The sequence below is a fragment of the Haloarchaeobius sp. HME9146 genome, from assembly GCF_025399835.1.
In the GTDB taxonomy this organism is placed as follows: Archaea; Halobacteriota; Halobacteria; order Halobacteriales; family Natrialbaceae; genus Haloarchaeobius.
On record NZ_JAODVR010000001.1, the window covers coordinates 187326 to 212460 of the forward strand.

The following is a 25135-nucleotide window of genomic DNA, read 5'->3' on the forward strand; positions in this document are numbered from 1 at the left end:
GAATACATCGAATCTGTCGAACCAGAAAGTGGGCACGACCGTGGAGTCGACCTAGCTCAGGAAGTTCGGCTCGACGTGCTTCTGGTCGCGCTCGGCGCGGAGGTGCTCGAGGAACTCGTCGGTGTCGACGTCGTACTCCTGGCGCTCCTTGCGGTCACGCACGGAGAGGTTGCCGGCCTCCTCCTCGTTGTCGCCCACGATGATCATGTAGGGCACGCGGTCGTTGTGCGCGCCGCGGATCTTGCGCTCGATGGTCGCGTCGCGGTCGTTGACCTCGACACGGAACTCCGAGAACTGCTCTTTGACCTCGTAGGCGTACTCGAGGTTGTCGTCCGAGATGGGCAGGATGCGGACCTGCTCGGGGGCGAGCCAGAACGGGAACTTGCCCGCGAAGTGCTCGATGAGCACCATGAAGAAGCGCTCGTAGGAGCCGTACAGCGCGCGGTGGATCATCACCGGGCGCTCGTGCTCGTTCTCCTGACTGACGTAGCTCAGGTCGAAGCGCTCGGGCATGTTGAAGTCGAGCTGGACCGTCGGGCCGTCCCACTTGCGGCCGAGGGCGTCCGTGAACGCGAAGTCGATCTTCGGGCCGTAGAACGCGCCGTCACCCTCTTCGAGGTCGTAGTCCATGCCACGCTTCTCGAGGACCGAGGTAAGCTGCTCCTCGGCCTGCTCCCAGATCTCGTCGCTGCCGACGGACTTCTCGGGACGGGTCGCGAGCGCGACCTCGAACTCCAGCCCGAAGGTGTCGAGGATCTGCATGATGATGTCCATGATGGCCTCGACCTCCGCCTCGATCTGGTCGGGGCGAGCGAACAGGTGGCCGTCGTCGATGGTGAACGCCCAGACGCGCGAGAGTCCGGAGAGCTCCCCGCGCTGTTCCTTGCGGTAGACCTTCCCGTTCTCGGCGTAGCGGATGGGGAGTTCGCGGTAGCTCCAGGAGTGGTCCTGGTAGATGGCGGCGTGACCCGGGCAGTTCATCGGCTTCAGGCCGTACTCGTCGTCACCCACGTCGAACAGGAACATGTCGTCGTGGTAGTTCTCGTAGTGGCCCGACTGCTTCCAGAGGTCCGTCTTGAACACGTGGGGGGTCTCGACGTACTCGTAGCCCGCGTCGAGGTTCATCCCCTCGATGAAGCGCTCGAGTTCGCGCAGGATGGTCTTCCCGTTCGGGTGGTACAGCGGGAGGCCCGGTCCCGTCACGTCCTGGATGGAGAAGAGGTTCATCTCGCTGCCGATCTTGCGGTGGTCGCGTCGCTCGGCCTCCTCCTTTCGCTCGAGGAACTGTTCGAGGTGGGACTCCTTCTCGAAGGCCGTCCCGTAGACCCGGGTCTGCATCTCGTTCTCCTCGTCGCCGCGCCAGTACGCGCCGGCGATCTCCATGAGCTCGATGCAGCCGATCTCGCCCGTCGAGGCGACGTGCGGGCCGGCACAGAGGTCCTCGAACTCGCCCTGGCTGTAGAAGGTGATCTCCTTGCCCTCGTCGTGGAGTTCATCCAGCAGCTCCAGCTTGTAGGGCTGGTCCGCGAGGCGCTCTTTGGCGTCCTCGTAGCTCACGACCTCGCGCTCGATGTCGAGGTCGGCCTCGATGATGTCGCGCATCTCTTCTTCCAGTGCGGGCAGGTCGTCGGAGTCGATGTCGACGTCGTCGAAGTCGTAGTAGAAGCCCTCGTCGGTCGGCGGACCGATGGCGAGCTTCGCGTCGGGGTACTCGCGGAGCACGGCCTGTGCGAGGACGTGGGCCGCGGAGTGACGCATGACTTCGAGGTATTCGTCGGACTGGTCCGTGACGATCTCGATCTTCGCGCCGTCGTAGACGGTCGCTTCCTTGGCGACGAGGTCGCCGTCGATCTTCCCGGCGACCGTGTCCTTCCCGAGACCGGGGCCGATCTCGTACGCGACATCCTCGACGCTCGCCCCTTTCGAGACCGCGAGTTCCGAGCCGTCTGGTAGTACTACCGCTATCTGTTGTTCTGATTTCGACATGGGTGACGTTCCTCAGGCTGGTCAGTGTCTGCCAACGCGAGAACCGGTAGGTGAAGTTGTGATTTAGCGGGTACAAACCCGACCTGTAAAGCAGACACCTACCATCGTACTTTTCCATACCCGGTTGTGCGAGAAAAGAGTTGCGTTTCATTTAATCGAAAACATGCGTGAGAATGTATCACACGGTGTTGTCGGGGCTTGAGATAGAAAGTCCGACGCAGCACTGTCAGCGAAGGCGCAGTTTCTGGCCGCGACGAGGGCCGGTCAGCTGTCCCGTTCGGTGACGGGCGCGAGTGGCACGGAGTGCTGGTTCCTCACGGTGACGCTGTCAGCCGAGACGACCGACGTGGCGTTCAGCGATGCGACCGCGACGCCTTCGTCGACGGCCCACGAGGCCGAGACCGTGGCCGTCTCCCCACGGGTGAGCCTCCCGGTCGAGGCGTTCGCCGAGAGGGTCGTGCCGTCTTCCAGCGTCACGCCGTCGACCCGGAACTCGTAGGGGTCGTTGCCGGTGTTTCGCACGGTCACCTCGAGGACCAGTCGGCGCTCGCCGTCGACCGTCTCGAAGTGGGCGTCCGTGAGTCGCTCCGTCTGCTCCGTCGTCAGCACGACCTCGTCGCCGATACCGACGGGCTCACGCTGGTCCGCCGGCTGTTCCCCGCCGAAGAGCTGGTTCGAGACCAGCCCGAAGAACGTCGCCCCCTCGATGACCAGCGGGATGCCGATGCCCACCACGATGAGCAGTCGGATGAGGGTCCGGCGCTCCATCGGTCAGGGGTTGATCGGCGGCGAGCCCGGCGTGAGCGCCCCATCCGCCAGCAGGTCCACGACCGGGATGCCGTAGGCGATCAGGATGAGGACGATGGCCAGCGCCGTCCACAGCTTGAAGTTGTCGAGGATGCGCGGGCTATCGCTCGGCCCCGACAGCGGCTCCGGGATGAAGCCGTCGACGACGACCTTGCTCTTCTCGCGGTCCGCGTTCCACGTCCCGGCGAACACGAGCCAGAACATGCCCAGGGAGACGAACAGCAGGACCGCCCCGATGGCGATCTGGAGCTGCATCTCCGCGACGGTCCCGAACGGCGTCTCGTACGCGATGCCCGTGACGCGCCCCCACTCGGGTTCGGCCGTCCGGCGGGGCAGGCTCGCGAGGCCAGCGCGGTGCATGGCGTTCGACATGAGCGTCATCCCGAGGAACCAGACGAACGGTTGGGCGACCGCGACGCCGCGGAACTGCAGGCGCTTGCCGGTGACCTGCGGCCACAGCCAGTACGTGATGGCCATGAACGTCAGGGCGGCCGCGGTGCCGACGGTGAGGTGGAAGTGGCCGGGCACCCACAGCGTGTTGTGGATGAGGTAGTTGATGTTCATCCCGGCGTTTATCATGCCGGAGAAGCCCCCGGCGGCGAACATCAGCCCAGCGAGCGCACAGCCGGCGAACGCCGGGTTATCCCACGGCAGGGCGCGAAGCCAGCCGAAGCGGCCCTCACCGCCGCGCTGGCGCGCCCCGTGCTCCATGCTGGCGACGACGGTGAACGCCGTCAGCAGGCTCGGCAGCAGGAGGAACATGGTGTTCGTCATCGCGACGAACTTGAACCCGCTCGGGATGCCGGGGTCCATGTACTGGTGGTGGAACCCGACCGGCGTCGAGAGGATGAGGAACAGGATGAACACGACGCGGGCCAGCGGGTCGCTGAACAGCCGGCCGCCCGAGAGCTTCGGCAGGATGGTGTACCAGACGAAGTACGCGGGCATCAGCCAGAAGTACACGACCGGGTGTCCGAAGTACCAGAACAGCGTCCGCGTCAGCAGCGGGTCGACCGTCTCGAAGAGGCCGAGCGACCACGGCAGCAGGAAGAAGAGCACCTCGACGGCGACGCCGAACGTCGAGATGTACCACATCAGCATCGTCGTGAGTACCATGAACGTCTGGAGCGGGACGCGCTCGTCCGGGTTGTCCTGCCGCCAGACGTAGAAGGTACGGAACCAGTCGAGGCCGGCGATCCACGTCCCGACGAGGAACGCGGCCAGCCCGAAGTAGAAGATGGGGTGCGCCTTAAGCGGCGCGTAGAACGTGAACAGCACGTCGGCCTGGAACGGAATCTCGCCCGCGAAGCCGCCAAGGATGGCGACCGTCGCGAGGACGGTCCCGAGCGCCATCAACAGCACCCAGGCGCGGGTGATGTTCCGGTTGGGGATGGGCGTCTCCAGGCTCCGGGTGATGCCCCAGGTGAACAGGCCACAGATGAAGAAGGTCGTGAAAACGAGTGCGAGCAGGACACCGTGGCCCGTCAGGACGGTGTAGTAGTCCTGCGAGGGCATGATACGCAGGGCACCCGTGCGGTGGAGCGCCTGCACCAGCCCCATCAGGCCGCCGATGAGGAGCGACCCGAACGCGATGGCCAGGCAGACCCGGGTGACCTTCGCCTCAAACGGGTACTCGTCGACGAAGTGCGTGTCGGTGGACCCCTGGAGTGCCTCGGCGCTCATGCGCTCACCCCCGCGGTGGCGTTCGTCGTGTTCCCGCTCGTCCCGTTGTACGTGTACTGGTCAGACGGAACGGCGACGACCTTGCCCTCCATGTTGTGGTGGTTCGCGCCACAGTACTCGTGGCAGACGATGCCGTACGTATCGGCCTCGTCGAAGCGCGTCTTGATGGTCGCGACCTGTCCGGGGATGACCATCGTGTTGATGTTCGTCCCCGCCAGCTCGAACCCGTGGATGACGTCGCCACTGGTGATGTGGAAGGTCACGTTCGCGTCGGTCGGCACCCGGATGGGCCGGGAGACGTCCGGCGTCCCCGGGTTGTAGCTGAACTGCCGGGCGACGATGTAGACGTGGTACTCGTTCGGGCCGGTCTTGACGACACCCGGGTCGGAGAACTCCGGATGCTCGTCGAGTGCCTGTGGGTCGACCTGCCCGCCCTTGTCGTCGACCATCTCGACCCCGGCACCGATGGCACCGTAGGTGATCGTCGCGATGAAGCCGACGATGAGCAACAATGCAACACCGAGCCAGAGCTTCTCGAACCTGTGAATGTGCATGGTCTCACCCGATCACCGTCGGTCCGTTGCCGAGGAACTCGATGAAGTACATGAACCCCCACAGGAGTACCAGGATGAGGAAGTACACCACGATGAGCGACGCCGTTCCGACAGGGTCGAACTCGTCGTGACCGAGCTCCCTGACGACGCCGTCGGCATCGGCGGTGTCCTCCGCCTGCGATACCTCCGAACTCATATCGACACCCCGTCTCCAGCGCACCCGCCCTGGGGGCGCGCGTGAACCGTACTGCTACTCGTGCTGCGCATAGACAGGCAGGCAGTTGTGGGCCACCCACACTATAATAGGGGGTGAATTCTCATGCTGTTGGAACCGGCGGTAGGCCAAAGAGGGAGGAACGAGTAGCATGGTCCATGAACCTCGACCGAACGCAATTCGTCGCGGGTGTGGGACTGCTCGGTCTGCTCCCGGTGGTGGCCTACGCCGCGATAGAGGGGATGTGGCCCGTCGTACTCGCCCTGCTGAACGTCCTCCTCATCTCCGCCGGTCTCTACTACATGCTGTCCCCGACGGAGCACGAGGGCGACCACGCCGCAGGCCACTGAGCACATGCGACGCCGAACGTTCCTCGGTGCGGCCGCCGGAGCCGCAGGCCTCGGCATCGGGGCGGGCGCGTGGGCCGCCACCGGGGACGGCACCGGGCGACTCCGCGAGACCACCGTCCAGACCCTCGACGCGCGGGGAAGCGAAGCGGGGACCGTGACGGTCCCGGACGACCGCCCCGTCGTCCTCGACCTCTTCGCGACGGTGTGTGGTCCCTGCAAACCGCAGACCCGGGCGGTCGCTGTGGCCCGCGACCGGCTCGGTGATTCGGCACGATTCATCTCGGTCACGGGCGAACCCATCGGCGAGACAGGCATCTCCCCCGCTGGCCTGCGGGAGTGGTGGCGCGAGGCCGACGGGGACTGGACGCTCGCGCACGACCGCGAGGCGAAACTCGTCCACGCGCTGGACGCCCGCCAGATTCCATTCCTCGCTATCGTCACCCCCGACGGCCACGTCGCCTACCGCGAGACGGCCCGGCCGAGTATCGTCCCGGCCGACCGCATCGTCGCCAAAGTCGAAGAGGTGACGGGCTGACGATGGTCCCCGACCCGGCGACCCTCGGCGTCTTCCTCGTGGTCGGCCTCCTCGCCGGGGCGCACTGTCTCGGCATGTGTGGCCCCCTGGTCACGCTGTACGCCGACCGGATGGGTGCAGACCGCGAGCGTGTCTCGTTCCGAGATATGCGCCAGCACCTCCTGTTCAACCTCGGGCGGACCCTGAGCTACGCAGCCATCGGGGCCCTGATGGGCCTGCTCGGGATGCTCGTCTTCGACGCGGCCGCGGTGACGCCACTCGCTGACGGTCTCCGGGCCGTGACGGGCATCCTCGTCGGCGGCTTCATCCTCGTGACCGGTGCGGGCTACCTGTTCCGGGGGCGCACGGTCGGCCACGGCGTGTCGATTCCACTCGTGGGCGGCGCGTTCCAGCGCGTGTACAGTACCCTGACGGCCCACGTCGACTCGTGGGTCCGGGGTCCCAGAATCGTCGGCCTCGGCGCGGTCCACGGGCTGCTCCCGTGTCCCATCATCTACCCGGCGTACCTCTATGCGCTGGCAACTGGCTCGCCCCTCGCCGGGGGCGTGTCGCTGGGCGTCCTCGGCCTCGGGACCATCCCGACGCTGTTCGCGTACGGGACCCTCTTCCAGTCCGCCGACGCAAGGTGGCGTTCCCACCTCCATCGGGCGCTCGGGGCGGCGTTCCTCGTGCTGGGGTACATCCCGCTCTCTCACGGGCTGATGCTGCTCGGCATCCACGTCCCCCACGTCCCGCTCCCGATGCCCGGCCCGACCATCCCAGCCTGAAACCATCTCCCGCCAATGAGCACGCAGCATCCATCCGAGACCCCGGCCGACGAGACCGCCGACGAGTGCTCGCTTTGCGGCCTGCCGACGCCGGAGCCCCCCATCACGGCAGCCGACGTGGACGGGACGTTCTGCTGCCAGGGCTGCTGTGAAGTCGCCCGACAGCTCGGCGACGTGGCGGACGTGGAGAGCCCCGACGACGTGCGGGACGCATTCGAGGAGTCCGCGGAGTCCATCGACGATGCCGAGACGACCTATCTCGCGGTCGACGGCATGCACTGTGCGACCTGCGAGGCGTTCCTCGAAGGGTCGGGGCGGCAGGAAGCAGGCGTGGTCGACGTGGACGCCAGCTACGCCAGCGAACTCGTCCGGGTGCGCTACGACCCCCGGAAGCGCTCGGAGGCGAGCCTGCCCGACCTGTTCACCACCGCGGGCTACCGGGCCCGCCTGCTGGACGAGGAGCACGAGGACGACGGGACCGAACTCATGCGCCTGCTGGTCGGCGGCTTCTTCGGGATGATGACCATGCTGTGGTACGTCCTCTTCCTCTACCCGGCGTACCTCGGCGTGAACCCGGACGACCTGCTCATGAACGTCGCCGGGTCGGCGGGCCAGTACCTGCTCGCGAACACCGCGGTGATGGCCGCGGTCGTCCTCGGCTACACCGGCTACCCCATCCTGCAGGGCGCGTACGTCAGCCTGCGCTCTGGCATCCCGAACATGGACCTGCTGGTCGCGCTGGCCGCGGTGAACGCCTTCGTCTACTCGGTCGCCGTCCTCCTCACCGGCGGGACCGAGGTGTACTTCGACATCACCGTCGTGGTCGTGCTGGTCGTCTCCATCGGGAACTACTACGAGAAGCGCATCAAGCGCCGGGCGACCGACCGGCTGGGCGAACTCACCGAGGAACAGGTCCGGACCGCCAGAAAACGACTGCCCGGCGGCGACACCGTCGAGGTGTCGGTAGAGGACCTCACCGGCGGCGAGGCAGTGCTGGTCAAACCCGGTGAGCGCGTGCCCGTCGACGGCGTCGTCAAAGAGGGCACCGCCGCGGTCGACGAGTCCCTCGTCACGGGCGAGTCCGTCCCGGAGCGCGTCGAGGCGGGCGACGAGGTCGTGGGGGGCGCGGTCGTCACGGACGCCCCACTGGTCCTCGAAGTCGCCGAGGACGCCCGGAGCACCCTCGACCGCCTCGTCACGCTCATGTGGGACATCCAGACCGGCCGGACCGGTGTCCAGCGCCTCGCGGACCGCCTCGCCGCGGTGTTCGTCCCGCTCGTTCTCGTCGTGGCCGTCCTCGCCGCGGGCTGGCAGCTCGTCACCGGTGCAGGAATCACGGCCGCCCTTCTCACCGGCCTCGCGGTCCTCGTCGTCTCCTGTCCCTGCGCCCTCGGCCTCGCGACCCCGCTCGCGGTCGCCTCGGCGGTCGGGGCGGCCCTCGACGAGGGCATCGTCGTCGGCGATTCCAGCGTGTTCGAGACCGCGACCCAGCTCGACGTGGTCGCCTTCGACAAGACCGGGACGCTCACGACCGGGCAGATGCGGGTCCACGACGTGGTCCCCGGCGAGGGCACCACCGAGGACGACCTCCTCGCCCGGGCGGGCGCGGTCGAAGCCCTCTCGGAGCACCCCATCGGTGCGGCCATCGCCCAGGTCGCACCCGACCAGGACCACAACGTCACCGATTTCGAGGCGCACCCCGGTCGCGGCGTCTCCGCCGACGTGGCCGGCGAGCGTGTCGTCGTCGGCCACCCGGACCTCTTCGCGGCCCGCGAGTGGCCCGTCCCGGAGACCCTCCACGCCCGGGTGGACGACGCCCGCGCGTCCGGGAACGTCCCGGTCGTGGTCGGCTGGGCTGGCGCGGTCCGGGGGCTCGTCGTGGTCGGCGACGACGCTCGCGAGGAGTGGGACCCGGTGGTCGCCGACCTCGCCACCGACGAGCGCGAGGTGGCGGTCATCACCGGCGACGACGAACGCGCCGCCGAACGCTTCCGGGTGAACCAGAACGTCGACCACGTGTTCGCGGGCGTTCCACCCGAAGCCAAGGCCGAGATCGTCGAGCGCCTGCAGGAACGCGGAACCGTCGCGATGGTCGGCGACGGGAGCAACGACGCCCCCGCGCTGGCGACCGCCGACCTCGGCATCGCCATGGGCGGCGGGACCGCGCTCGCGGCCGACGCCGCCGACGTGGTGCTCACCGAGAACGACCTCGCCGCCGTCTCGCGAGTGTTCGAGTTGACGCGGGCCGCGAAGCGTCGGGTCCGCCAGAACCTCGGCTGGGCACTCGCCTACAACGCCATCGCCATCCCGGTGGCCGCGACGGGCAACCTGAATCCCCTGGTTGCGGCGGTCGCGATGGCCGCGAGCAGCCTGCTCGTCGTGGCGAACTCCTCTCGGTCGCTGTGAGGCAACACGTGCGGCCAAGATGGCCGTGACGCGACGGTCACCAGCGGGACGCTGGCCCAGTCTGTCCGACGAGCGCCAGTCCGAGAACCAGTACCACCAGGCCTGCGCCGATACCGAGCACCTGCGTCCAGATGGTGAACGGCTGGACGAAGCTCGCCGCCAGCGGGTCGGCCGTCCTGTTCCCGAGGAACGCCGTCGCGACCGCCAGCCCGGCCAGCGCCACTGCGCCACCGAGATACCTGACAACTCGTTTCAGGAGCCCCATACTCGCCTCGTGGAGCGACCCGTACAAAAAATATCTCCCGTATTGAACAACCAGCAAACGTCGAGCGAGTGCTACCGCTCGACGGGGCAACCACGGGTGGGATGACAGCAGAAACAGCCGTTCAGGGACGGAACTCGACCTCGGGCGACTCCCGCGGCTTCTTCCGGCCGAGGAGCCAGGCCCCGCCGACGACCATCGCGCCGAAGAGGACCGAGATCGCGAACAGGCCGGTCAGTTCGATGCTGACGCCAGCGTCCGACAGCAGGAGGTACGCACCTGCCGAGACGAGGAGCCCGGCAATCAGCAGGAACACGGCCTGAATTACTTCGAGTTTGATTCCGGGACCAGCGTTCCGACGTTGCTTGATGCTCATGACAGCTAGAGAGAGGACGGGAAACAGGATAAAAACAGAAGCCGATTCCAGAGTGTTGAGAACGGGAAACAGCGGCGGGATGACCGGTTCACTCGACGGTCGGCTGTCCTGTCACGGGTCGCGAAGGAGCGACCGGCGAGCCGTCTCAGTTCTCCGCGTCGGCCAGCAGCTCGCTCGCGGTGACGAGCGCCTCCATCTCGACGCCGGCCTCCGCGAGGTTCTCGCGGCCACCCTCCTCGCGGTCGACCACGATGAGCGCGCGGTTCACGACTGCGCCCGCATCCCGGAGCGCCTCGACCGCGTCGACGGCGGACTGGCCCGTCGTCGCGATGTCCTCGACGACGATGACCTCCTCACCCTCCTCGAGCCGTCCCTCGACGAGGTTCGCCGTCCCGTACTCCTTCTGTTGCTTGCGGGCGATGACGTAGGGTCGCTTCGCCTTCAGCGCGGTCGCCGCGACCAGCGGGACGCCACCCAGGGCGACGCCGGCCAGCTTCGCGTCGGAGTCGGCGACGCGCTCGGCGAACGCTTCTGCGATGAGGTCGAGACAGGTCGGGTCCGTCTCGAACAGGTACTTGTCGACGTAGTACTCGCTGGTGCCGCCGTGGCTCAGTTCGAACTCGCCGAACTGGACCGCGTCGGCCGCCTTCAGGGCCGCGATGAGTTCCTCGGACGCCATTGCTCGTGAACGGGATGCGGGCGAGCATAAGCCCCGTGGATTCGTCCGAGCGTTCAAAAGCGATGCCGGCACAGACCCGGCGTGGTCTGACCGATACCGGGTGTCGTCTCGCGGGTGCACGGCACAGCGACACCCGTCCCTGCTGCGGCGTGCCGTCTGTTCGCCACTAAAACCGCCCAGTGTCTACCACGGCTCTTCTTTCAGGTGCAACACGTAGGCGATGCCGTTCGTCCCGAGGTGCAACAGCGGCGTGAGGACGAGGACGACCGCGAGCACCGGCAGGGTGAACACCTCACCGAACCAGGCCGGGGCGGCGAGCGCCGTCAGCACGAGCGACGCGACCACGAAGTCGAGCTGGTCGAGGCCGGGGAACGCGGCCCCGCGCTCGCGGCCGGTCCGACGCTTCAGGAACGAGGCGACGATGTCGCCGAGCATCGCGCCGAACGAGAGCGTGAACGCGACGACGAGCGGGAAGGTCGGGAGTGTCACTCCGACCGCCACGCTCATCGGGTCGGCGATGGCCGACAGGCCGAACGCGAGGGCCATCCCGGCGAGCGTGCCGCCGATAGTCCCGCGCCAGCTCTTGCCATCACCGAGCAGCCGGCGACCCTTCCAGGTCCGGCCACCGTCGATGGGCGGGCCGCCGCCGACCAGGACGGCAGCGTTGTTCGGGACGTAGGCCGGAAGCATCGCCCAGAAGGCGAGCACGACCGTCGCGACGAGGTCCATACTCGACCGAAAACAGCCCTGGCTCTTAACGACCTGTGATTCGTCCGAGGTGACCGGGCACGCAGTCGGTCGCTTCCCCGGCGGCCCGGAGCGCGTCCCACAGCGTCGCCGTGTTGCTCGTGACGACCGGCACGCCGAGTTCGGCTTCAAGGTCGGGGACGGCCGCGAACGTCCGGTAGTTCGTACACGAGACGAACACCGCGTCGGCCGAGACCTCCGCACCCATCGCCTCACGGACCTGCTGTGCTGCGTCGCCCGGCGTGAGCGCGCCGATCTCCGTGTTGGCCTCGATGCCGCGCCCGTCGACGCTCGTAACCGACACGCCCTCGGCTTCGAGGAAGTCCACCTCGCGAGCGTTCAGGTCGTCGGTGTACGGCGTGACGAGCGCGACCGATTCTGCGCCAAGCGCGTCGAGCGCCCGCTTCACCGACCGGGCGGTCGCGACCGCCGGGGCCTGCGTCGCGTCCGAGAGGTCCTCCTCTAACTGGGTGTCGAAGCCGGGACCGTGCAGGAGGCTCCCGGTCGTGCAGGCGTAGGCGACCACGTCCACGTCTGCGTGCGACAGTCGCTCGGCTGCCGCGACCGCGTCGTCGGCCATCGCGTCGAGCTCCTCGACCGTGACGTTCTGCAGCGGCATCCGGGCCGTGTGGAACGAGACACCGCCGGGCAGGGCCGCCGCCAGCTCGCGTTCGACCGTCGTGTTCGAGGACGGGACGACGAAACCGAGTTTCGTTGGCTGGCCCGACATGGTCACACCTTCTCGTCGGCTTCGTCGTCGGCTCGTGCGTTCTCGTCGCGGTCGGCCGGGTCGCCATGGCCGCCCCCGCCGGGCGTCTTCACCGTGACGGTCGTCCCGGCCTCGACATCTCGCGTCGTCTTCGCCGGGACGTCCTCGCCGTCGATCCGGTTCTCGCCGGTCGCACCGTCCTCGCCGCCGGCGACGCCCTTCGGCGCGTGCCGGCGACGTTCCGTGAGGAGCGAGACGGTCGCGTCCGCCTCGACGGTCACCGAACGGACGATGCCGAGCCCGCCGCGGTGTTCGCCGTCACCGCCGCTCCCCGACCGAAGACAGTACTCCTCCACGCGGAGCGGGTATTCGGCTTCGAGCGCCTCGACCGGCGTGTTGAGCGTGTTCGTCATGCCGACGTGGACCCCGTCGGTCCCGTCGCCGTTGGGCCGGCCACCGGCACCGCCGCCGATGGTCTCGTAGTAGCTGAAGCCGTTCGCGTCGCGGCTGCCGATGACGAGGTTGTTCATCGTGCCCTGCCCCTGCGCCGGCACCCGGTCGGGCGCGGCCTCGGCGAAGGCGGCCAGCACCACGTCGGTGACGCGCTGGCTCGTCTCGACGTTCCCGCCGACGACCGCCGCGGGGGCGGTCGGGTTGAGCAGCGAGCCCTCGGGTGCCTCGACCGAGATGGGGTCGTAACAGCCCTGGTTCGGCGGGATGTCCGGGTCGGTCACGCAGCGGACGACGAAGTAGACCGCACTCGTGGCAACGGCCAGCGGCGCGTTCACGTTGCCGTCGACCTGGTCCGCGGTCCCTTCGAAGTCCACCGTCACGTCGGTGCCGTCGACCGTGACGGTCGCCTCGATGGGGATGTCCGCGTCGGTCTGGCCGTCGCCCTCCAGCACGTCGCGAGCGTGGTACTCGCCGTCGGGCAGGGCGTCGAGTTCCGCGGTGATGCGGTCGCGCGAGTAGTCCATCACCGCGTCGAAGGCCGCGACGATGCGCTCCTCGCCGTGTTCGTCGACGAGGTCGCGCAGGCGCGCCTCGGCCCGGTCGTTCGCGGCGAGCTGGGCGCGGATGTCGGCCTGGCGCTCGCCCGAATTGCGGACGTTCGCGAGGACGATGTCCATCACGTCGTCGTTGACCTCGCCGCCGATGGCGAGTCTGGCGGGAGGCAGTCGCAGCCCCTCTTGGTAGATCTCGCGGGCACCCGCCGGCATGCTGCCGGGGCTCATCCCACCCACGTCGGCGTGGTGGGCGCGAGAGACCGCGTAGCCCAGAATCTCGTCGGAGTCGTCGCTGACGGTTATCGGCGAGACCATCGTCACGTCGGGCAGGTGGGTCCCCCCTGGAACGGGTCGTTGAGCACCCACACGTCGCCCGGCTCGGGGTCCTTGGCGATGACCGCGTCGACCGCGGCGGGCATCGCGCCGAGGTGGACCGGGATGTGCTCGGCCTGGGCGACGAGGCGTCCCTCGGCGTCGAACAGGGCCGTCGAGCAGTCGCGCCGCTCCTTGATGTTGGGGGAGTACGCGCCTGTGATAAGCACCTGACCCATCTCCTCCGCGACGCCCTCGAACTGGTTCCGGAGGATCTCGAGCGTGACGGCGTCGAGGCTCATCTTGCATCACCCCCGTGGGTCATCACGAAGGTGCCATCCGGCTGCACCGCCCCCGCCCATTCCGGCGGCACGACGACGGTACTCTCGTCCTGTTCGAGGATGGCTGGCCCCTCGACGGTCTCGCCGACGGGCAGGGACTCGCGGTCGTACACCGCGGTCTCGTGGAACCGCTCGCCGAAGAAGGCCTGGCGGGTCCCCTTCTGCGGGTCCTCGCCCGCTTCGTAGCGCACGGAGACCTCGTCGCGCTCGGCGACGGCGGTCGCGCGCACGTTGACGAGTTCGACCGGTTCGTCCATCCGGTAGCCGTAGGTCGTCTCGTGGGCCTGGTGGAACCGCTCGGCGACCGTCTCGGCGTCGAACTGCGCATCGACGGGCACCGTGAGCTCGAAGCTCTGGCCGAGGTAGCGCAGGTCTGCGGCGCGTTCGACCGTGGCCTCTGCACCGTCTGCCACATCGTCGAGCACCTGGCTTCCGAGTTCGTCGTAGGCTGTCTCGACGCGCCCGCGGTCGAGGTCGGCGAGGGGTTGGCGGAGCGTCCGCACCGCGTCGTGCTTCTCGTCGGCCGCGAGCAGCCCGTACGCCGAGAGGACCCCACATGCGCGGGGAACCACGACGGTCCCCACGTCGAGTCGCTCCGCGAGGTTCGCGGCGTGCATCGGGCCCGCGCCGCCGAAGGCGACCAGCCCGAACTCGCGCGGGTCGTGGCCGCGTTCGACCGTCACGGCGCGGATGGCCCGCGTCATGTTCGCGTTCGCGACCCGGTAGACGCCGCGGGCTGCCGCCAGGGCGTCGTCCAGTCCAGCCGCGTCGGCCAGGTTCGCGAGGGCGTCCTCGGCGGCCGCCTCGTCGAGCGACAGCTCTCCGCCGAGCGCGGACGAGCCGCCGATGTAGCCCAGGACGACGTTCGCGTCCGTGACCGTCGGGTCGGTCCCGCCACGGCCGTAACAGGCCGGGCCGGGCTCGGCACCCGAGGACTTCGGGCCGACCCGGAGCGCGTTGCCCTCGTCGACCCAGGCGATGGAGCCGCCGCCGGCCCCGACGGTGTTCACGTCGACCATCGGGACCTTGATGGGGCGGCCGTTGATCTCCGCATCGGTGGTTCGCTCGGCCTCGCCCTCGCGGACGAGGCTCACGTCGCTGGAGGTACCGCCCATGTCGAAGGTCACGAGGCCGGAGAGGTCGTCTGCGGCGTCGCCGGCGGTTGCGGCCGCGCCGACGACTCCCGCTGCCGGGCCGGACATCGAGGTCGTCACGGGCCGGTCGCGCACCGTCCTGGCCGCGGCGATGCCGCCGTTGGCCTGCATGATGCGCGGGGCCGGGACACCACGTTCTTCGGCGCGCTCTTCGAGGCGGCCGAGGTAGGCGTCGATAGCCGGCTTGACGTAGGCGTCGACCACCGTGGTCGAGGTTCGCTCGTACTCGCGGAACTCCGCGAGCACCTCGTGGCTGGCCGACACTGGCACGTCGAGTTCCTCGCGCAGTATCTCGGTGACGCGGGCCTCGTTCTCCTCGTGCTGGTAGGCGTGCAGCAGCGAGACCGCGACGCTCTCGGCGTCACTGTCTTCGATTCGGTCGGCGACCTCGCGGACAGCCGCCTCGTCGACGGGTTTCTCGACGCCGTCGATGGTGGTCCGCTCGGGCACCTCGAACCGGCGGCGACGCGGCACCAGTGGGTCGGGCCGCGTCTCGTCGAAGTCGTACAGGTCCGGCCGGTCCTGCCGGGCGATCTCCAGGACGTCCCGGAAGCCCTCGGTCGTGACGAGCGCGGTCTCCGCGCCGTCTTCCTCCAGCAGGGCGTTGACCGAGACGGTCATCGCGTGCGTGAAGGCGTCGACCTCGGCGGGATCGATACCCGCCTCGGAACAGGCCTTCTCGATGCCCTCGACGACGCCGACGCTCTGGTCGGCAGTGCTCGGCACCTTCGCGGTGACGAGGTCGTCGTCAGGGGTCAGCAGCACAACGTCGGTGAACGTCCCGCCGACGTCGACGCCGACGCGTGTTCGATTCCCCACTTCAGAGCACCCCCGCGATGGAGAGCAGCGTCCGGATGCCGAGCCACAGTGCGATGGCCGTGACGATGCCACCGAGCACGTTCTGCAGGGTCGAGTTGGTGTACTTCCCGAGGATGTCGCCGTCGTTCATCACGTAGATGAGGAAGATGGCGACGATGGGCAGGAGGACGCCGTTGGCGACCTGCGCGAAGACGATGGCCTGCACGGGGCTGTAGCCGAGCGCGGAGAACAGCACGCCGATGCCCAGGATGGACCCCCACACCGCGCGGAACCGCGTGGACTTGAGGTCGGCGTCCCAGCCGAGTGCACCTGCCGTCGCGTACGCGCCGGCCAGCGGCGCGGTCGTCGCGCTGGTGAACCCGGCGGCGAACAGGCCGATGCTGAACAGCACCTTCGCCTGCGTGCCGACGAGCGGCTCGATCTGCTCGGCCATCGTGCCGACGTTGTCGATGTTCGTCCCGACCGGGAACGCGGCCGCGGCCGTGATGAGGATGGCACAGGTGATGGCCCCACCCAGCACGATGGAGAGGATGGTGTCGGTGCGGGACTCGGGCAGGTCCTCCGGCCCGTCCCAGCGCTCCTGGACGCTGCTCGCGTGCAGGAACAGGTTGTAGCCGACGACGGTGGTCCCGACGAGGCCCGTGATGAGGAACGCCGAGCCCTCGGGCACCGACGGGACGAACCCGGCGGCGACCTTCCCGAAGTCCGGCCCGATGATGATGGCGTCGAGCACGAACGAGAACGCCATGATGGCGATGAGTCCGACGAGTGCCTTCTCGATGAGCTTGTAGCGGCCGGTCCACAGCAGGGCACCGGCGCAGATACCCATCAGCGGCCCCCAGACGTTCTCGCTGATGCCGGTCATCACGGCGAGGCCGGCGGCCCCACCGATGATGTTCCCGGTCTCGTACGCCGCCGTCCCGATACCGATAGCGGAGACCACGAGCGCGATGGCGATGTAGGTCGCCGCCGGGTTGTCGAAGCGCTCGCGGAGCGCCTCGCCCAGCCCCTCGCGGGAGACGAGGCCGAGTCGAGCACTCATCTCCTGCAGGACGATGGTCGCGATGACCGAGAACGCGATGGTCCACAGGAGCGCGTAGCCGAACTTCGCACCCGTCACACTTGCAGTCGTTACCGTGCCCGGTCCGATGAAGGCTGCCGCCACCATGGCCCCCGGGCCAACCGCCTTGAGTCGCTGTACGATGTTCATGGTTGACTATGTACGGTAGTATGTCACACAGAAACTCCCTAAAAGGTACTTGAGAACGCCGAATACGGGCAGCTCACCGAGTATGAAGTCGTATGAAGACGTGTGAAGCGTCGGTGGGGACCGCCGCCGGTGACCAGCCCGGTCACCGCCTACCGGTCGACTGCGGAGAAGATGACCTTCGACAGCCCCTCTTCAACCTCGAGTTCGAACGGGAGTCTGGCCGTGCTCTCCTCGATGAACCCGGTCATGAACCACTTGACCGACTCGGTCGGGAAGACGACGTGGTACGTCTGGCCCCTGCTCTCGCGCACCGTCAGGAACCCGCAGAACGAGAGCCAGTCGAGCAGTTCGCCGAGGGACTCGAACCGGTCCTCGTACTCGCGAGCGTGGAACGATGCGACGCGGTCGGCCGCCTCGACGAACTCGGGGTCCGGCTCGCCCTCGGCGTTCTCGACGTAGTCCAGGAAGCAGTGCAGGAAGTCCACGTCGAGCAGCACGTGCTCGCCGCTGGAGAGCATCTGGTGGTACGATTCGAGGTTCGCCCCGGCGTCGGCGGTCGCCGCCTCGAAGTTCGCGGCGTAGAACGACAGCGCCTGCCGGACCAGTTCGCTCTGTGGTTTCCCCGTGCGACTGGTGAGCGACTCCAGCGCGGTCACGGCGTCCTCGTCGAGCGAGACGGTGATGCGGTCCATTATCCCCTGATATTCGTCCCGTCGGATATGGCTTCCCCTGTCGAGCGCTGGTGAACGACACACGGGCCACCGACCCGGACCATCAATCCCTTTATATCGTCGGTCCGGAGTTTCGTGCATGATTCCCCCCATCGCCTCCCGGTTCGTCGCCGGCGAGTCGCCAGCCGAAGCCATCGACCACGCCCGCGAGTGCAACGAGGGCGACGTGAAGGTCATCCTGAACCTGCTCGGCGAGCACTACGACGAGCGCGGTCCCGCCGAGGAGGACGCCGAGGAGTACATCCGGCTGGTCGAGGACATCGGCAAGTCCGACATCGACGCCTGCATCTCGGTCAAGCCCTCCCAGATCGGCCTCGACGCCGGCGAGGACGTGTTCGACGACCTGCTCGGGCGTATCGTCGAGCGCGCCACCGAGGCCGGCACCTTCGTCTGGGTCGACATGGAGGACCGCCACACCACCGACGCGACCCTCGACGCCTTCGAGAAGTACACGACACAGACCGACGGGAACGTCGGGCTCTGCGTGCAGGCGAACCTCAAGCGCACCGAAGAGGACATCGAGCGCCTCGCGGACCTCCCGGGGAAGGTCCGCCTCGTCAAGGGCGCGTACGACGAGCCGAAAGAGGTCGCCTACAAGAAGAAGTCGAAGGTGGACGAGCAGTACGAGAAACTGCTGGAGTACATGTTCGAGCACTTCGACGGCGGCATCGCGGTCGGCAGCCACGACCCGAAGATGATAGACCTCGCCGCGGACCTCCACGAGGAGTACGGGACGGACTACGAGGTCCAGATGCTCATGGGCGTGCGCGAGGACGCCCAGTACGACCTCGCCGAGCAGGGCGTCGAGGTGTGGCAGTACGCCCCCTACGGCGGGAAGTGGTTCCAGTACTTCTACCGCCGGGTCCGCGAGCGCAAGGAGAACCTCACGTTCGCGTTGCGTGCAGTGCTCGGTCGCTGATGAATATCGACCGATAGGAACAAACCCATTACCCCCCAGACTGATATCTCGCCTATATGTCCTCGTGGAAGCGTGACTTCGCGTCCGGCCTCATCGTCGTCATCCCGGTCCTCGTCACGGTGTTCGTCATCGCGTGGCTCTACGACAAGGTGGCCGCGGTCACCCCGAAACGGGTCATCAGCCCCGATCTGTTGACCGGCCTCGGGCTCTCTCCGAGCGCCGCACAGGCCCTCATTCAGCCGTTGCGCGTCATGGCTGTCCTCGCTGTCTTCGTCGTCTTCGTCTTCTCCGTCGGCTATCTCATGCGGACCGCGGTCGGTGGCTTCTTCGAAGAGATAATCGACGACATCGCGAACCGCGTCCCCGGCCTCCGCGTCGTCTACAACGCCTCGAAGATGGCGGCCGAGACGGCCCTCGGCGGCACCGAGGCGCTGCAGGCCCCCGTGAAGGTCGAGATGTGGGGTGGCATGCGCATGACCGCGTTCAAGACCGGCAAGACGACCGACGACGGCCGCGAGGTCATCTTCCTCCCGACCGCGCCGAACATCACCACCGGGTTCGTCATCGAGGTCGACCCGAACGACATCGAAGAGACCAACGAGAAGGTCGAGGACGCCCTGACCCGCATCCTCTCGGCCGGGTTCGGCGACGCCGACCGCATGGGCGGCCAGATTCCCATCGAGGAACTCACCGGCGGCGACGAAGACGACGACGACTGACTCCCTGCCCTGTTTTCCACGCCCGTCGCGACCGTTCCAGGAGCGAGACTCCCCGGCATCGATTCCAGCGGCTCTGGCTGGCGAATATCGAAGAACGGTAGAAAGACGAGTCGTCGGCGGCGTTAGACGTCGACGTACTCGAACCACTCGTCGTGGTCGTCGGTGCGGCGGTGGACCACGTCGAAGAAGCGCTGCTGGATTTCCTCGGTGACCGGGCCGCGCGAGCCGTTGCCGATCTCGACGTTGTCGACCTGGCGGATGGGCGTGACCTCGGCGGCGGAGCCGGTGAAGAACAGCTCGTCGGCGGTGTTGAGTTCACCGCGGGAGATGGTCGCGCCGTCGTGGACCTCGTAGCCCAGCTCCTCGGCGAGCGTGATGACGGTGTCGCGGGTGATGCCGTCGAGGATGGACTCGGCGAGCCCGGGCGTGTAGATCTCGCCGTCACGGACGAGGAAGATGTTCTCGCCGGGACCCTCTGCGACGTTGCCCTCCTTGTTCAGGACGATGGCCTCGCGGAAGCCGTTGCGGCGGGCCTCCTCCCCAGCCAGGAGGCTGTTGACGTACAGGCCGGTCGTCTTCGCGTTCGTCGGAATCTGGCTGGAGGAGTGCTTGCGCCACGAGGACACCTTCACCTTGATGCCGTTCTCGAGGGCCTCCTCGCCGAGGTACGCGCCCCACGGCCAGACCGCGATCATCGTGCGGGTCGGGCACTCGCCGGGCGAGACGCCGAGGCTCTTGTAGCCGTAGTACGCCAGCGGCCGGATGTAACAGGAGGGGAGTTCCTGCTCGCGGATGAGCGTCTTCGTCGCCTCGGTGAGCTCTTCGGGCTCGTGCTGGATCTCCATGTCGTAGGGCTTGCAGGAGGCGTAGAGGCGGTCGACGTGCTCCTCCCAGCGGAACAGCGCCGGTCCCTTCTCGGTGTCGTAACAGCGTGCGCCCTCGAAGACGCCGGTCCCGTAGTGCATGCCGTGGGAGAGGACGTGAATCTGAGCGTCGTCCCAGTCGACGAACTCGCCGTCCATCCAGATGGTGTCGAGCGCGTCGTTCTCTTCGCGCATCTCGTCGAACGTAGCCATGTCGTAGAGTGCTGGGGAGATGGCAATAAAGATACCGCGATTATTGCCAGCGGGCGTGCCAGGGCACCGACATCAGGACAGCGGGATGGTGACCTGTATCTCGTCGAACTGGGGAACCGGGCGGGTGGCGTTCCCGTGGTCGACGAGCTCGATGAGCCCGAAGCTCTCGAGCGCCTGGAGTCGCCTGTTGACCTCCGCGAAGTCGTGGTCCGTCGTCGCCGTCAGCTTCGCGACGGTCGTCGGGTGTGCGTCGACGATGGTGCGCAGCAGGCGGACGTTCGAGGGGGAGAACAGCCGGGCGAGTTCCTCCTCGCTCCGGATGCTGAGCGCGTCGCGGTCCCCGCCGCCGAGACGGGCGTAGAACTCTTCGGCGGATTCGAGGCGTATCTGGAGGGTCTCTGGCTCGGAATCGGATTCCGGTCGCGTCGCCATAGTTTCACCACCTCGGCCACAACATATAAACGTGACTTACTGCAGTCTGCGGTCGGCGAGCAACGGCTTCACGGTGAGAACACGTCGGGTTTCGACGTAGCTTCCTGTTATCGGAGAACGGGAGCGAGGCAGGAACGGGTTCGTGGCTTACCCGAGTCGCGCCACGAGGTCAGCACCCTCGACGTAGGGGATGCCCTCGCGCTTCGCGTAGGCGCGGGCGTCGGCCGGGACGAGCGCCTCGCCGGTCTCGTCGTCGAGCATCTCGCAGACGACGACTGCAGGAGCCGTTTCGGCGGCCTCGGCGAGCGCGATTCCCAGCTCGGTGTGACCCAGTCGTTGCGAAAGCAGTTCGGGGGCGGCCCGGAGCAGGTGGACGTGGCCGGGCGCGCGGAACTCCTCGACGAACGGGAAGCCCTCGGGGTCGGCGGCGGCCTCGCCCAGCTTCGTGATGGTGAGGGCGCGGTCCGAGTCGGGAATGCCGGTGAAGGTGTCGCGGTGGTTCACCGTCAGCGAGAACGACGAGCGCTCGTCGTAGCCGAGTTCGTGGTCCGCGGTGAGCGGGTGGTCGAGCTCCTCCTGCATGAACGGGAGGTCGAACGCCTCGGACACCGAATCCGAGAGCGCGACACAGACCAGGCCACCGGCGTCGTTTCGCATGCGGGCGACGGCCTCGGGGGTCACGCCCTCGGCGGGGTAGACGAGGTCGGTCTCGCCCTCGCGGTCGGCCGCGTCGTGGATGGCGACGGGCTGGCCCGCGCGGAACGCCGCGATGGCGCGGTCGACGGCGGCGTCGGCGTCGGCCTCGCTCTGCGTGCTCTGGGACATCTTACTGCTCCTCGACATAGATGGTCACGTGGTCGTCGTCGGCCAGTTCGAGGGCGTCGCGGAGGCGCTCGGGGGCGATGATCTCCAGCTGGTCCTCGTCGTGGTGGGTGCGCTCGGGGGCGATGGTGTGGGCGGCCTCGTACGTCTCGCCGTCGGCGGTCTCGACGGTCGCCGGGTAGCAGATGCAGGGGCCGTAGGTGCGGTCGTCGTCCTCCCAGCCGTCGATGGGAACCGGCGTCATGGCCTCCATCGCGGAGCGCCGGCGGACGCTCTCGTCGTCGAGTTCGACGTTCAGGGTGCCCGCGAAGGGTTCGTAGCCGAGTCGCTCCTCGAACTGTTCCATGTAGCCCGGCAGGGAGATGTAGTGTCGTCCCTCGCCCATTCCGCTGGTCACGGTGCCGTACAGTTCGACGCTGGAGCGACCCTCGAAGATGGCACGGTAGTCCTCGTACTCGCTGCGGAGGGCGCGTTCGCCGTCCTCGGTGAGGGCGACCCACTGGCCGTCGCTGACGGTCTCGCGGGTGACGAGTCCGGCGTCTTCGAGTCGCTGGAGGCGGCGCGACGCCGTCTGGTTGGACGCGTCGAGTCGGTCCGCGAGCCCCGCACAGGAGACCTTGATCTCGCCGTCGATGGCCCCGTCGAGGGCCAGCAGTTTCGCGACGGCGAGTTCGTCGTGGCCGACCGCGAACGACGCTATCTCTGACATGCCAGTGGCTTGGGACGCCTGTGGGATAAGCATACCGAATGTGGAATGCATTCCAGAAATGAGATAGTGTATCACGCCAGTGTGACGCAGCGTGAGAAACGGGAGTCTAGTTGGAAGTTTGATTGCGGCAACTAAAGCCCATCGCTTCGGGCAATGGGACAGGTGTGGCCGGAACGATTAACAGACAAAAATACCATCAAGAGACAAGAACTCACCGTGTCAGGTCCGTCGTCCGTGCTGTGGACCGCCCCCGCGAGCGACGCCTCGAGCCCGTGGGACGAGACGAGCCTCACCGTCGACCGCGTTCCCGTCGACGCGAACGCCTCGGCGACCGCCGTCGCCGACACCCTCCTCGCCGCCGACCCCGACTGCCTCGTCTGCGAGTTCGCCCTCCCGGGCGACTGCGACGGCCTCGACGTGATACAGGCGGTCCGCGACCGCGACCGGCACATGCCAGTCGTCCTCCACACCGCAGAGCCGGACGGTCGCGTCGCCAGCGACGCCATCAGCCTCGACGTGACCGACTACTGCTACGGCGACGACCTCGTCGACTGCGTCGAATCCGTGCTCGACAGCCCACGCCAGCCCGACGTCGAGCCACGGGAACCCGACCGGCAGGGTGCCGAGCAAGCCACCGAAGTCGCGAGAGCGGAGCTGAACCGGGTTCTCGACCGCGTCGACGACGGCTTCTTCGCGCTCGACAGGGACAGGCGGTTCACGTTCATCAACCAGCGAGCCCTCGACCTCCTCGACGTGGCCGGTGACGAGGTGCTCGGCCAGCCGATTCGGACCGTGTACGACGACCCGGCCGACTCGACGCTCCTCGACGCGCTGGAGACGGCGATGGAGTCCCAGGAACCCACCGCCTTCGAGGAGTACGTCGACCCGATATCGGTCTGGCTGGAGGCGAGCGCGTACCCGGCCGCCGACGGGCTGTCGGTCTACCTCCGCGACGTGACCGAGCAGCGACAGCGCGAGTCGATGCTCGACGACCTGCTCGGGACGATGCGCGACCTCATGCAGGCCAACACCACGCAGGCCGTCGCGGACATCATCATCAGTGCCGCCCACGACATCCTCGGACTGGAGTACGTCGCGGTCCGCCTGCAGAACCCCGAGACCGGACAGCTCGACGTGGTCGCGGGCACGGACGGCCTGTTCGAGGACCTCCCGGCCCGGCCGACGTACGGGAGCGAAGAGGGGAACCCCGGCACGGCGTTCACCGCCGGCGAGTCGTTCGACTCGACCATCGACTACCACGACGAGATACAGTCCGCCCGGTACGTTCCGCTCGGCGAACACGGCGTCATCTCGGTCGCGTCCCGCGACACCGACCCGGTCGGTGACATCCGCCGCGGCGTGCTGGACGTGCTGGCGACGAACGCCGTCGCCGCACTCGAACGCGCCGAACGAGAGGAGACGCTTCGAGAGTACGAGACCGTGCTCGAGAACGTCCAGGACATGGTGTACGTCCTCGACGAGGACGCCCGGTACAGCTACGTGACCGAGCCGTTCGCGGATTTCCTCGGCTGCGAGCGCGAGGACCTCATCGGCGAACGGCCTGGCGAGTACCTCGGCGAGGCCAGCACCGCCGCGGTCGAAGACCGCATCTCCTCGTTCACCGGGTCCGACTCCCCCGTGTCCGGCACGTACGAACTCACCATCGAGACGGCTGCCGGCGAGTCCGTCCCCGTCGAGATAGAGAGCACCACCCTACCCCAGTGCGAGGAGACCGACGGGTTCCCGGGGTCGGTCGGTGTCGTCCGCGACATCTCCGACCTCCACAGCACGCGCGAGGAGCTGGAGGCGGAGAACGAACGGTTCCGGAACCTGTTCGCCAGCATCCCCGACCCGGTCGTCGAGAACGAGTTCCGTGACGGCGAACCCATCGTCACCGGCGTCAACGCCGCGTTCGAATCGGTGTTCGGCTACGATGCCGAGACCGTCATGGGCGAATCCATCAACGACTTCATCGTCCCTCGAACCCGGCAGGAAAAAGCGCAGTCGCTCGACGAGCAGGCGAACGACGACGAGATAATCACGGCCGAGGTCCGCCGCCGGACCACCACCGGTGACCGCGACTTCCTCTTCCGTGGCATCGGCTACGACCTGGACGACGGGACCCGGGCCGGCTACGGCATCTACACCGACATCACCGCCCAGAAAGAACGCGAGCGCCGCCTCGAGGTCCTCCACACCGTCCTCCGGCACAACCTCCGTACCGAACTCACCCTCGTCGGCGGGTATCTCGACCTCCTCGCGGCCGAGGTCGACGCGCCGGACGCCATCGCGAAGGTTCGTGACGCCGTGACCGAGATAGAGAACCTGAGCGCGAAGGCCCGGACGCTCGAACGCGTCGTCGACGACGACAGTCACCCGTCCCCGATAGACGTCGTCCCGAAGATCCGCGACATCGTGGCGACCGAACGCGACAACCACCCCGACGCCACCATAGAGACCGACCTGCCAGAAACGGCGATTTCGGTCGCCGACGACGGCCTCGACCTCGCCCTGGCGAACCTCATCGAGAACGCGGTCGAACACGGCGGTGAGCACATCACGGTCTCGCTGACCCGCGAGGCCGAGTCGGTCACCATTCGCGTGGCGGACGACGGCCCCGGCCTCCCCGAGCGAGAGCGGGAACTCGTCCAGGGCGAACGCGACATCACGCAGTTAGAACACGGCAGCGGCCTCGGCCTGTGGGTGGTCGACGCGGCCGTTCGCTCGCTCGGTGGCGATCTCTCGTTCGCGGACCCCGAGACGGGCTGTATCGTCGACCTGTCACTGCGACAGGAGTAGCCAGAAGCGT

At 67.6% G+C, this 25135-nt stretch carries 24 protein-coding genes and 1 pseudogene; 7 read left to right on the forward strand and 18 right to left on the reverse strand.

The window, feature by feature from the left end; all coding sequences use genetic code 11:
* Positions 1-51: 51 nt before the first annotated feature.
* The 5 genes from thrS to N6C22_RS00955 form a co-directional block, all read right to left on the reverse strand.
* Positions 52-1986 (reverse strand): threonine--tRNA ligase, encoded by a 1935-nt coding sequence (gene thrS, locus N6C22_RS00935; protein WP_261648709.1) that lies wholly within the window; start codon positions 1984-1986, stop codon positions 52-54.
* 264 nt (positions 1987-2250) lie between these two features.
* A complete protein-coding gene (locus N6C22_RS00940) occupies positions 2251-2754 on the reverse strand; it encodes a DUF4352 domain-containing protein (protein ID WP_261648710.1) in 504 nt (167 codons plus the stop codon).
* A 3-nt stretch (positions 2755-2757) separates the two neighbouring features.
* Complete coding sequence (locus tag N6C22_RS00945; RefSeq protein WP_261648711.1) at positions 2758-4476, reverse strand: b(o/a)3-type cytochrome-c oxidase subunit 1; 1719 nt, start codon at positions 4474-4476, stop codon at positions 2758-2760.
* On the reverse strand, positions 4473-5030 hold the full coding sequence (locus N6C22_RS00950; RefSeq protein WP_261648712.1) for a cytochrome c oxidase subunit II: 558 nt from the start codon (positions 5028-5030) through the stop codon (positions 4473-4475). The genes N6C22_RS00945 and N6C22_RS00950 overlap by 4 nt, the downstream gene beginning before the upstream one ends.
* A 4-nt stretch (positions 5031-5034) precedes the next feature.
* Positions 5035-5226 (reverse strand): cytochrome oxidase, encoded by a 192-nt coding sequence (locus N6C22_RS00955; RefSeq protein ID WP_261648714.1) that lies wholly within the window; start codon positions 5224-5226, stop codon positions 5035-5037.
* Between the two features lie 176 nt (positions 5227-5402).
* Here N6C22_RS00955 and N6C22_RS00960 point away from each other — a divergent pair, with 176 nt between their 5' ends.
* Genes N6C22_RS00960 through N6C22_RS00975 form a run of 4 tightly spaced genes read left to right on the forward strand, consistent with a single transcriptional unit; the run spans position 5403 to position 9302 of the window.
* Positions 5403-5594: a hypothetical protein gene (locus tag N6C22_RS00960; RefSeq protein ID WP_261648715.1), complete on the forward strand. Its 192-nt coding sequence runs from the start codon at positions 5403-5405 to the stop codon at positions 5592-5594.
* A gap of 4 nt (positions 5595-5598) precedes the next feature.
* Positions 5599-6129 (forward strand): TlpA family protein disulfide reductase, encoded by a 531-nt coding sequence (locus tag N6C22_RS00965; protein WP_261648716.1) that lies wholly within the window; start codon positions 5599-5601, stop codon positions 6127-6129.
* A 2-nt stretch (positions 6130-6131) separates the two neighbouring features.
* Positions 6132-6896: a sulfite exporter TauE/SafE family protein gene (locus tag N6C22_RS00970; RefSeq protein ID WP_261648717.1), complete on the forward strand. Its 765-nt coding sequence runs from the start codon at positions 6132-6134 to the stop codon at positions 6894-6896.
* Positions 6897-6911: 15 nt separating this feature from the next.
* Positions 6912-9302, forward strand: coding sequence for a cation-translocating P-type ATPase (locus N6C22_RS00975; protein WP_261648718.1), 2391 nt, complete (start codon positions 6912-6914; stop codon positions 9300-9302).
* Positions 9303-9339: 37 nt separating this feature from the next.
* Here N6C22_RS00975 and N6C22_RS00980 read toward each other — a convergent pair whose 3' ends face one another.
* The 9 genes and pseudogenes from N6C22_RS00980 to N6C22_RS01020 form a co-directional block, all read right to left on the reverse strand.
* On the reverse strand, positions 9340-9567 hold the full coding sequence (locus tag N6C22_RS00980) for a hypothetical protein (RefSeq protein WP_261648720.1): 228 nt from the start codon (positions 9565-9567) through the stop codon (positions 9340-9342).
* Between the two features lie 121 nt (positions 9568-9688).
* Positions 9689-9940, reverse strand: coding sequence for a hypothetical protein (locus N6C22_RS00985; protein WP_261648724.1), 252 nt, complete (start codon positions 9938-9940; stop codon positions 9689-9691).
* Between the two features lie 145 nt (positions 9941-10085).
* The gene (gene pyrE, locus N6C22_RS00990; RefSeq protein WP_261648726.1) at positions 10086-10619 is read right to left on the reverse strand and encodes an orotate phosphoribosyltransferase; all 534 of its coding nucleotides are present in this window, start codon (positions 10617-10619) and stop codon (positions 10086-10088) included.
* 183 nt (positions 10620-10802) lie between these two features.
* Positions 10803-11348 (reverse strand): CDP-2,3-bis-(O-geranylgeranyl)-sn-glycerol synthase, encoded by a 546-nt coding sequence (locus tag N6C22_RS00995; RefSeq protein WP_261648727.1) that lies wholly within the window; start codon positions 11346-11348, stop codon positions 10803-10805.
* A 25-nt stretch (positions 11349-11373) separates the two neighbouring features.
* On the reverse strand, positions 11374-12096 hold the full coding sequence (locus N6C22_RS01000) for an aspartate/glutamate racemase family protein (RefSeq protein ID WP_261648728.1): 723 nt from the start codon (positions 12094-12096) through the stop codon (positions 11374-11376).
* Between the two features lie 2 nt (positions 12097-12098).
* Positions 12099-13696, reverse strand: a pseudogene (locus N6C22_RS01005) (hydantoinase B/oxoprolinase family protein).
* Complete coding sequence (locus N6C22_RS01010; protein ID WP_261648730.1) at positions 13693-15708, reverse strand: hydantoinase/oxoprolinase family protein; 2016 nt, start codon at positions 15706-15708, stop codon at positions 13693-13695. The pseudogene N6C22_RS01005 and the gene N6C22_RS01010 overlap by 4 nt, the downstream one beginning before the upstream one ends.
* A gap of 1 nt (position 15709) precedes the next feature.
* Positions 15710-16918 (reverse strand): Nramp family divalent metal transporter, encoded by a 1209-nt coding sequence (locus tag N6C22_RS01015; RefSeq protein WP_261648732.1) that lies wholly within the window; start codon positions 16916-16918, stop codon positions 15710-15712.
* 149 nt (positions 16919-17067) lie between these two features.
* Positions 17068-17610 carry a ribbon-helix-helix protein, CopG family gene (locus N6C22_RS01020; protein ID WP_261648734.1) on the reverse strand — a complete coding sequence of 181 codons (543 nt, stop codon included), beginning with the start codon at positions 17608-17610 and terminating at the stop codon, positions 17068-17070.
* 118 nt (positions 17611-17728) lie between these two features.
* On the opposite strand from N6C22_RS01020, the gene N6C22_RS01025 reads away from it, so the two are divergent.
* Entirely contained in the window at positions 17729-18568 is an 840-nt protein-coding gene (locus N6C22_RS01025) for a proline dehydrogenase family protein (protein ID WP_261648735.1), read from the forward strand.
* 56 nt (positions 18569-18624) lie between these two features.
* The gene (locus N6C22_RS01030) at positions 18625-19287 is read left to right on the forward strand and encodes a DUF502 domain-containing protein (RefSeq protein WP_261648737.1); all 663 of its coding nucleotides are present in this window, start codon (positions 18625-18627) and stop codon (positions 19285-19287) included.
* A gap of 122 nt (positions 19288-19409) precedes the next feature.
* Here N6C22_RS01030 and N6C22_RS01035 read toward each other — a convergent pair whose 3' ends face one another.
* The 4 genes from N6C22_RS01035 to N6C22_RS01050 form a co-directional block, all read right to left on the reverse strand.
* Complete coding sequence (locus N6C22_RS01035) at positions 19410-20363, reverse strand: branched-chain amino acid transaminase (RefSeq protein ID WP_261648738.1); 954 nt, start codon at positions 20361-20363, stop codon at positions 19410-19412.
* A gap of 72 nt (positions 20364-20435) precedes the next feature.
* Positions 20436-20795, reverse strand: a complete 360-nt coding sequence (locus tag N6C22_RS01040; RefSeq protein ID WP_261648739.1) for a hypothetical protein — start codon at positions 20793-20795, stop codon at positions 20436-20438.
* A 147-nt stretch (positions 20796-20942) separates the two neighbouring features.
* Positions 20943-21620 (reverse strand): 3,4-dihydroxy-2-butanone-4-phosphate synthase, encoded by a 678-nt coding sequence (gene ribB, locus N6C22_RS01045; RefSeq protein WP_261648741.1) that lies wholly within the window; start codon positions 21618-21620, stop codon positions 20943-20945.
* 1 nt (position 21621) lies between these two features.
* On the reverse strand, positions 21622-22326 hold the full coding sequence (locus tag N6C22_RS01050; RefSeq protein WP_261648742.1) for a CTP-dependent riboflavin kinase: 705 nt from the start codon (positions 22324-22326) through the stop codon (positions 21622-21624).
* A gap of 216 nt (positions 22327-22542) precedes the next feature.
* On the opposite strand from N6C22_RS01050, the gene N6C22_RS01055 reads away from it, so the two are divergent.
* The gene (locus N6C22_RS01055) at positions 22543-25125 is read left to right on the forward strand and encodes a PAS domain S-box protein (RefSeq protein ID WP_261648744.1); all 2583 of its coding nucleotides are present in this window, start codon (positions 22543-22545) and stop codon (positions 25123-25125) included.
* The last annotated feature ends 10 nt before the right edge of the window (positions 25126-25135 follow it).

Coding starts and splice junctions, on each gene's coding strand:
- thrS (WP_261648709.1), bottom strand. CDS start 1,986: ATGTCGAAATCAGAACAACAGATAGCGGTAGTACTACCAGACGGCTCG.
- N6C22_RS00940 (WP_261648710.1), bottom strand. CDS start 2,754: ATGGAGCGCCGGACCCTCATCCGACTGCTCATCGTGGTGGGCATCGGC.
- N6C22_RS00945 (WP_261648711.1), bottom strand. CDS start 4,476: ATGAGCGCCGAGGCACTCCAGGGGTCCACCGACACGCACTTCGTCGAC.
- N6C22_RS00950 (WP_261648712.1), bottom strand. CDS start 5,030: ATGCACATTCACAGGTTCGAGAAGCTCTGGCTCGGTGTTGCATTGTTG.
- N6C22_RS00955 (WP_261648714.1), bottom strand. CDS start 5,226: ATGAGTTCGGAGGTATCGCAGGCGGAGGACACCGCCGATGCCGACGGC.
- N6C22_RS00960 (WP_261648715.1), top strand. CDS start 5,403: ATGAACCTCGACCGAACGCAATTCGTCGCGGGTGTGGGACTGCTCGGT.
- N6C22_RS00965 (WP_261648716.1), top strand. CDS start 5,599: ATGCGACGCCGAACGTTCCTCGGTGCGGCCGCCGGAGCCGCAGGCCTC.
- N6C22_RS00970 (WP_261648717.1), top strand. CDS start 6,132: ATGGTCCCCGACCCGGCGACCCTCGGCGTCTTCCTCGTGGTCGGCCTC.
- N6C22_RS00975 (WP_261648718.1), top strand. CDS start 6,912: ATGAGCACGCAGCATCCATCCGAGACCCCGGCCGACGAGACCGCCGAC.
- N6C22_RS00980 (WP_261648720.1), bottom strand. CDS start 9,567: ATGGGGCTCCTGAAACGAGTTGTCAGGTATCTCGGTGGCGCAGTGGCG.
- N6C22_RS00985 (WP_261648724.1), bottom strand. CDS start 9,940: ATGAGCATCAAGCAACGTCGGAACGCTGGTCCCGGAATCAAACTCGAA.
- pyrE (WP_261648726.1), bottom strand. CDS start 10,619: ATGGCGTCCGAGGAACTCATCGCGGCCCTGAAGGCGGCCGACGCGGTC.
- N6C22_RS00995 (WP_261648727.1), bottom strand. CDS start 11,348: ATGGACCTCGTCGCGACGGTCGTGCTCGCCTTCTGGGCGATGCTTCCG.
- N6C22_RS01000 (WP_261648728.1), bottom strand. CDS start 12,096: ATGTCGGGCCAGCCAACGAAACTCGGTTTCGTCGTCCCGTCCTCGAAC.
- N6C22_RS01015 (WP_261648732.1), bottom strand. CDS start 16,918: ATGAACATCGTACAGCGACTCAAGGCGGTTGGCCCGGGGGCCATGGTG.
- N6C22_RS01020 (WP_261648734.1), bottom strand. CDS start 17,610: ATGGACCGCATCACCGTCTCGCTCGACGAGGACGCCGTGACCGCGCTG.
- N6C22_RS01025 (WP_261648735.1), top strand. CDS start 17,729: ATGATTCCCCCCATCGCCTCCCGGTTCGTCGCCGGCGAGTCGCCAGCC.
- N6C22_RS01030 (WP_261648737.1), top strand. CDS start 18,625: ATGTCCTCGTGGAAGCGTGACTTCGCGTCCGGCCTCATCGTCGTCATC.
- N6C22_RS01035 (WP_261648738.1), bottom strand. CDS start 20,363: ATGGCTACGTTCGACGAGATGCGCGAAGAGAACGACGCGCTCGACACC.
- N6C22_RS01040 (WP_261648739.1), bottom strand. CDS start 20,795: ATGGCGACGCGACCGGAATCCGATTCCGAGCCAGAGACCCTCCAGATA.
- ribB (WP_261648741.1), bottom strand. CDS start 21,620: ATGTCCCAGAGCACGCAGAGCGAGGCCGACGCCGACGCCGCCGTCGAC.
- N6C22_RS01050 (WP_261648742.1), bottom strand. CDS start 22,326: ATGTCAGAGATAGCGTCGTTCGCGGTCGGCCACGACGAACTCGCCGTC.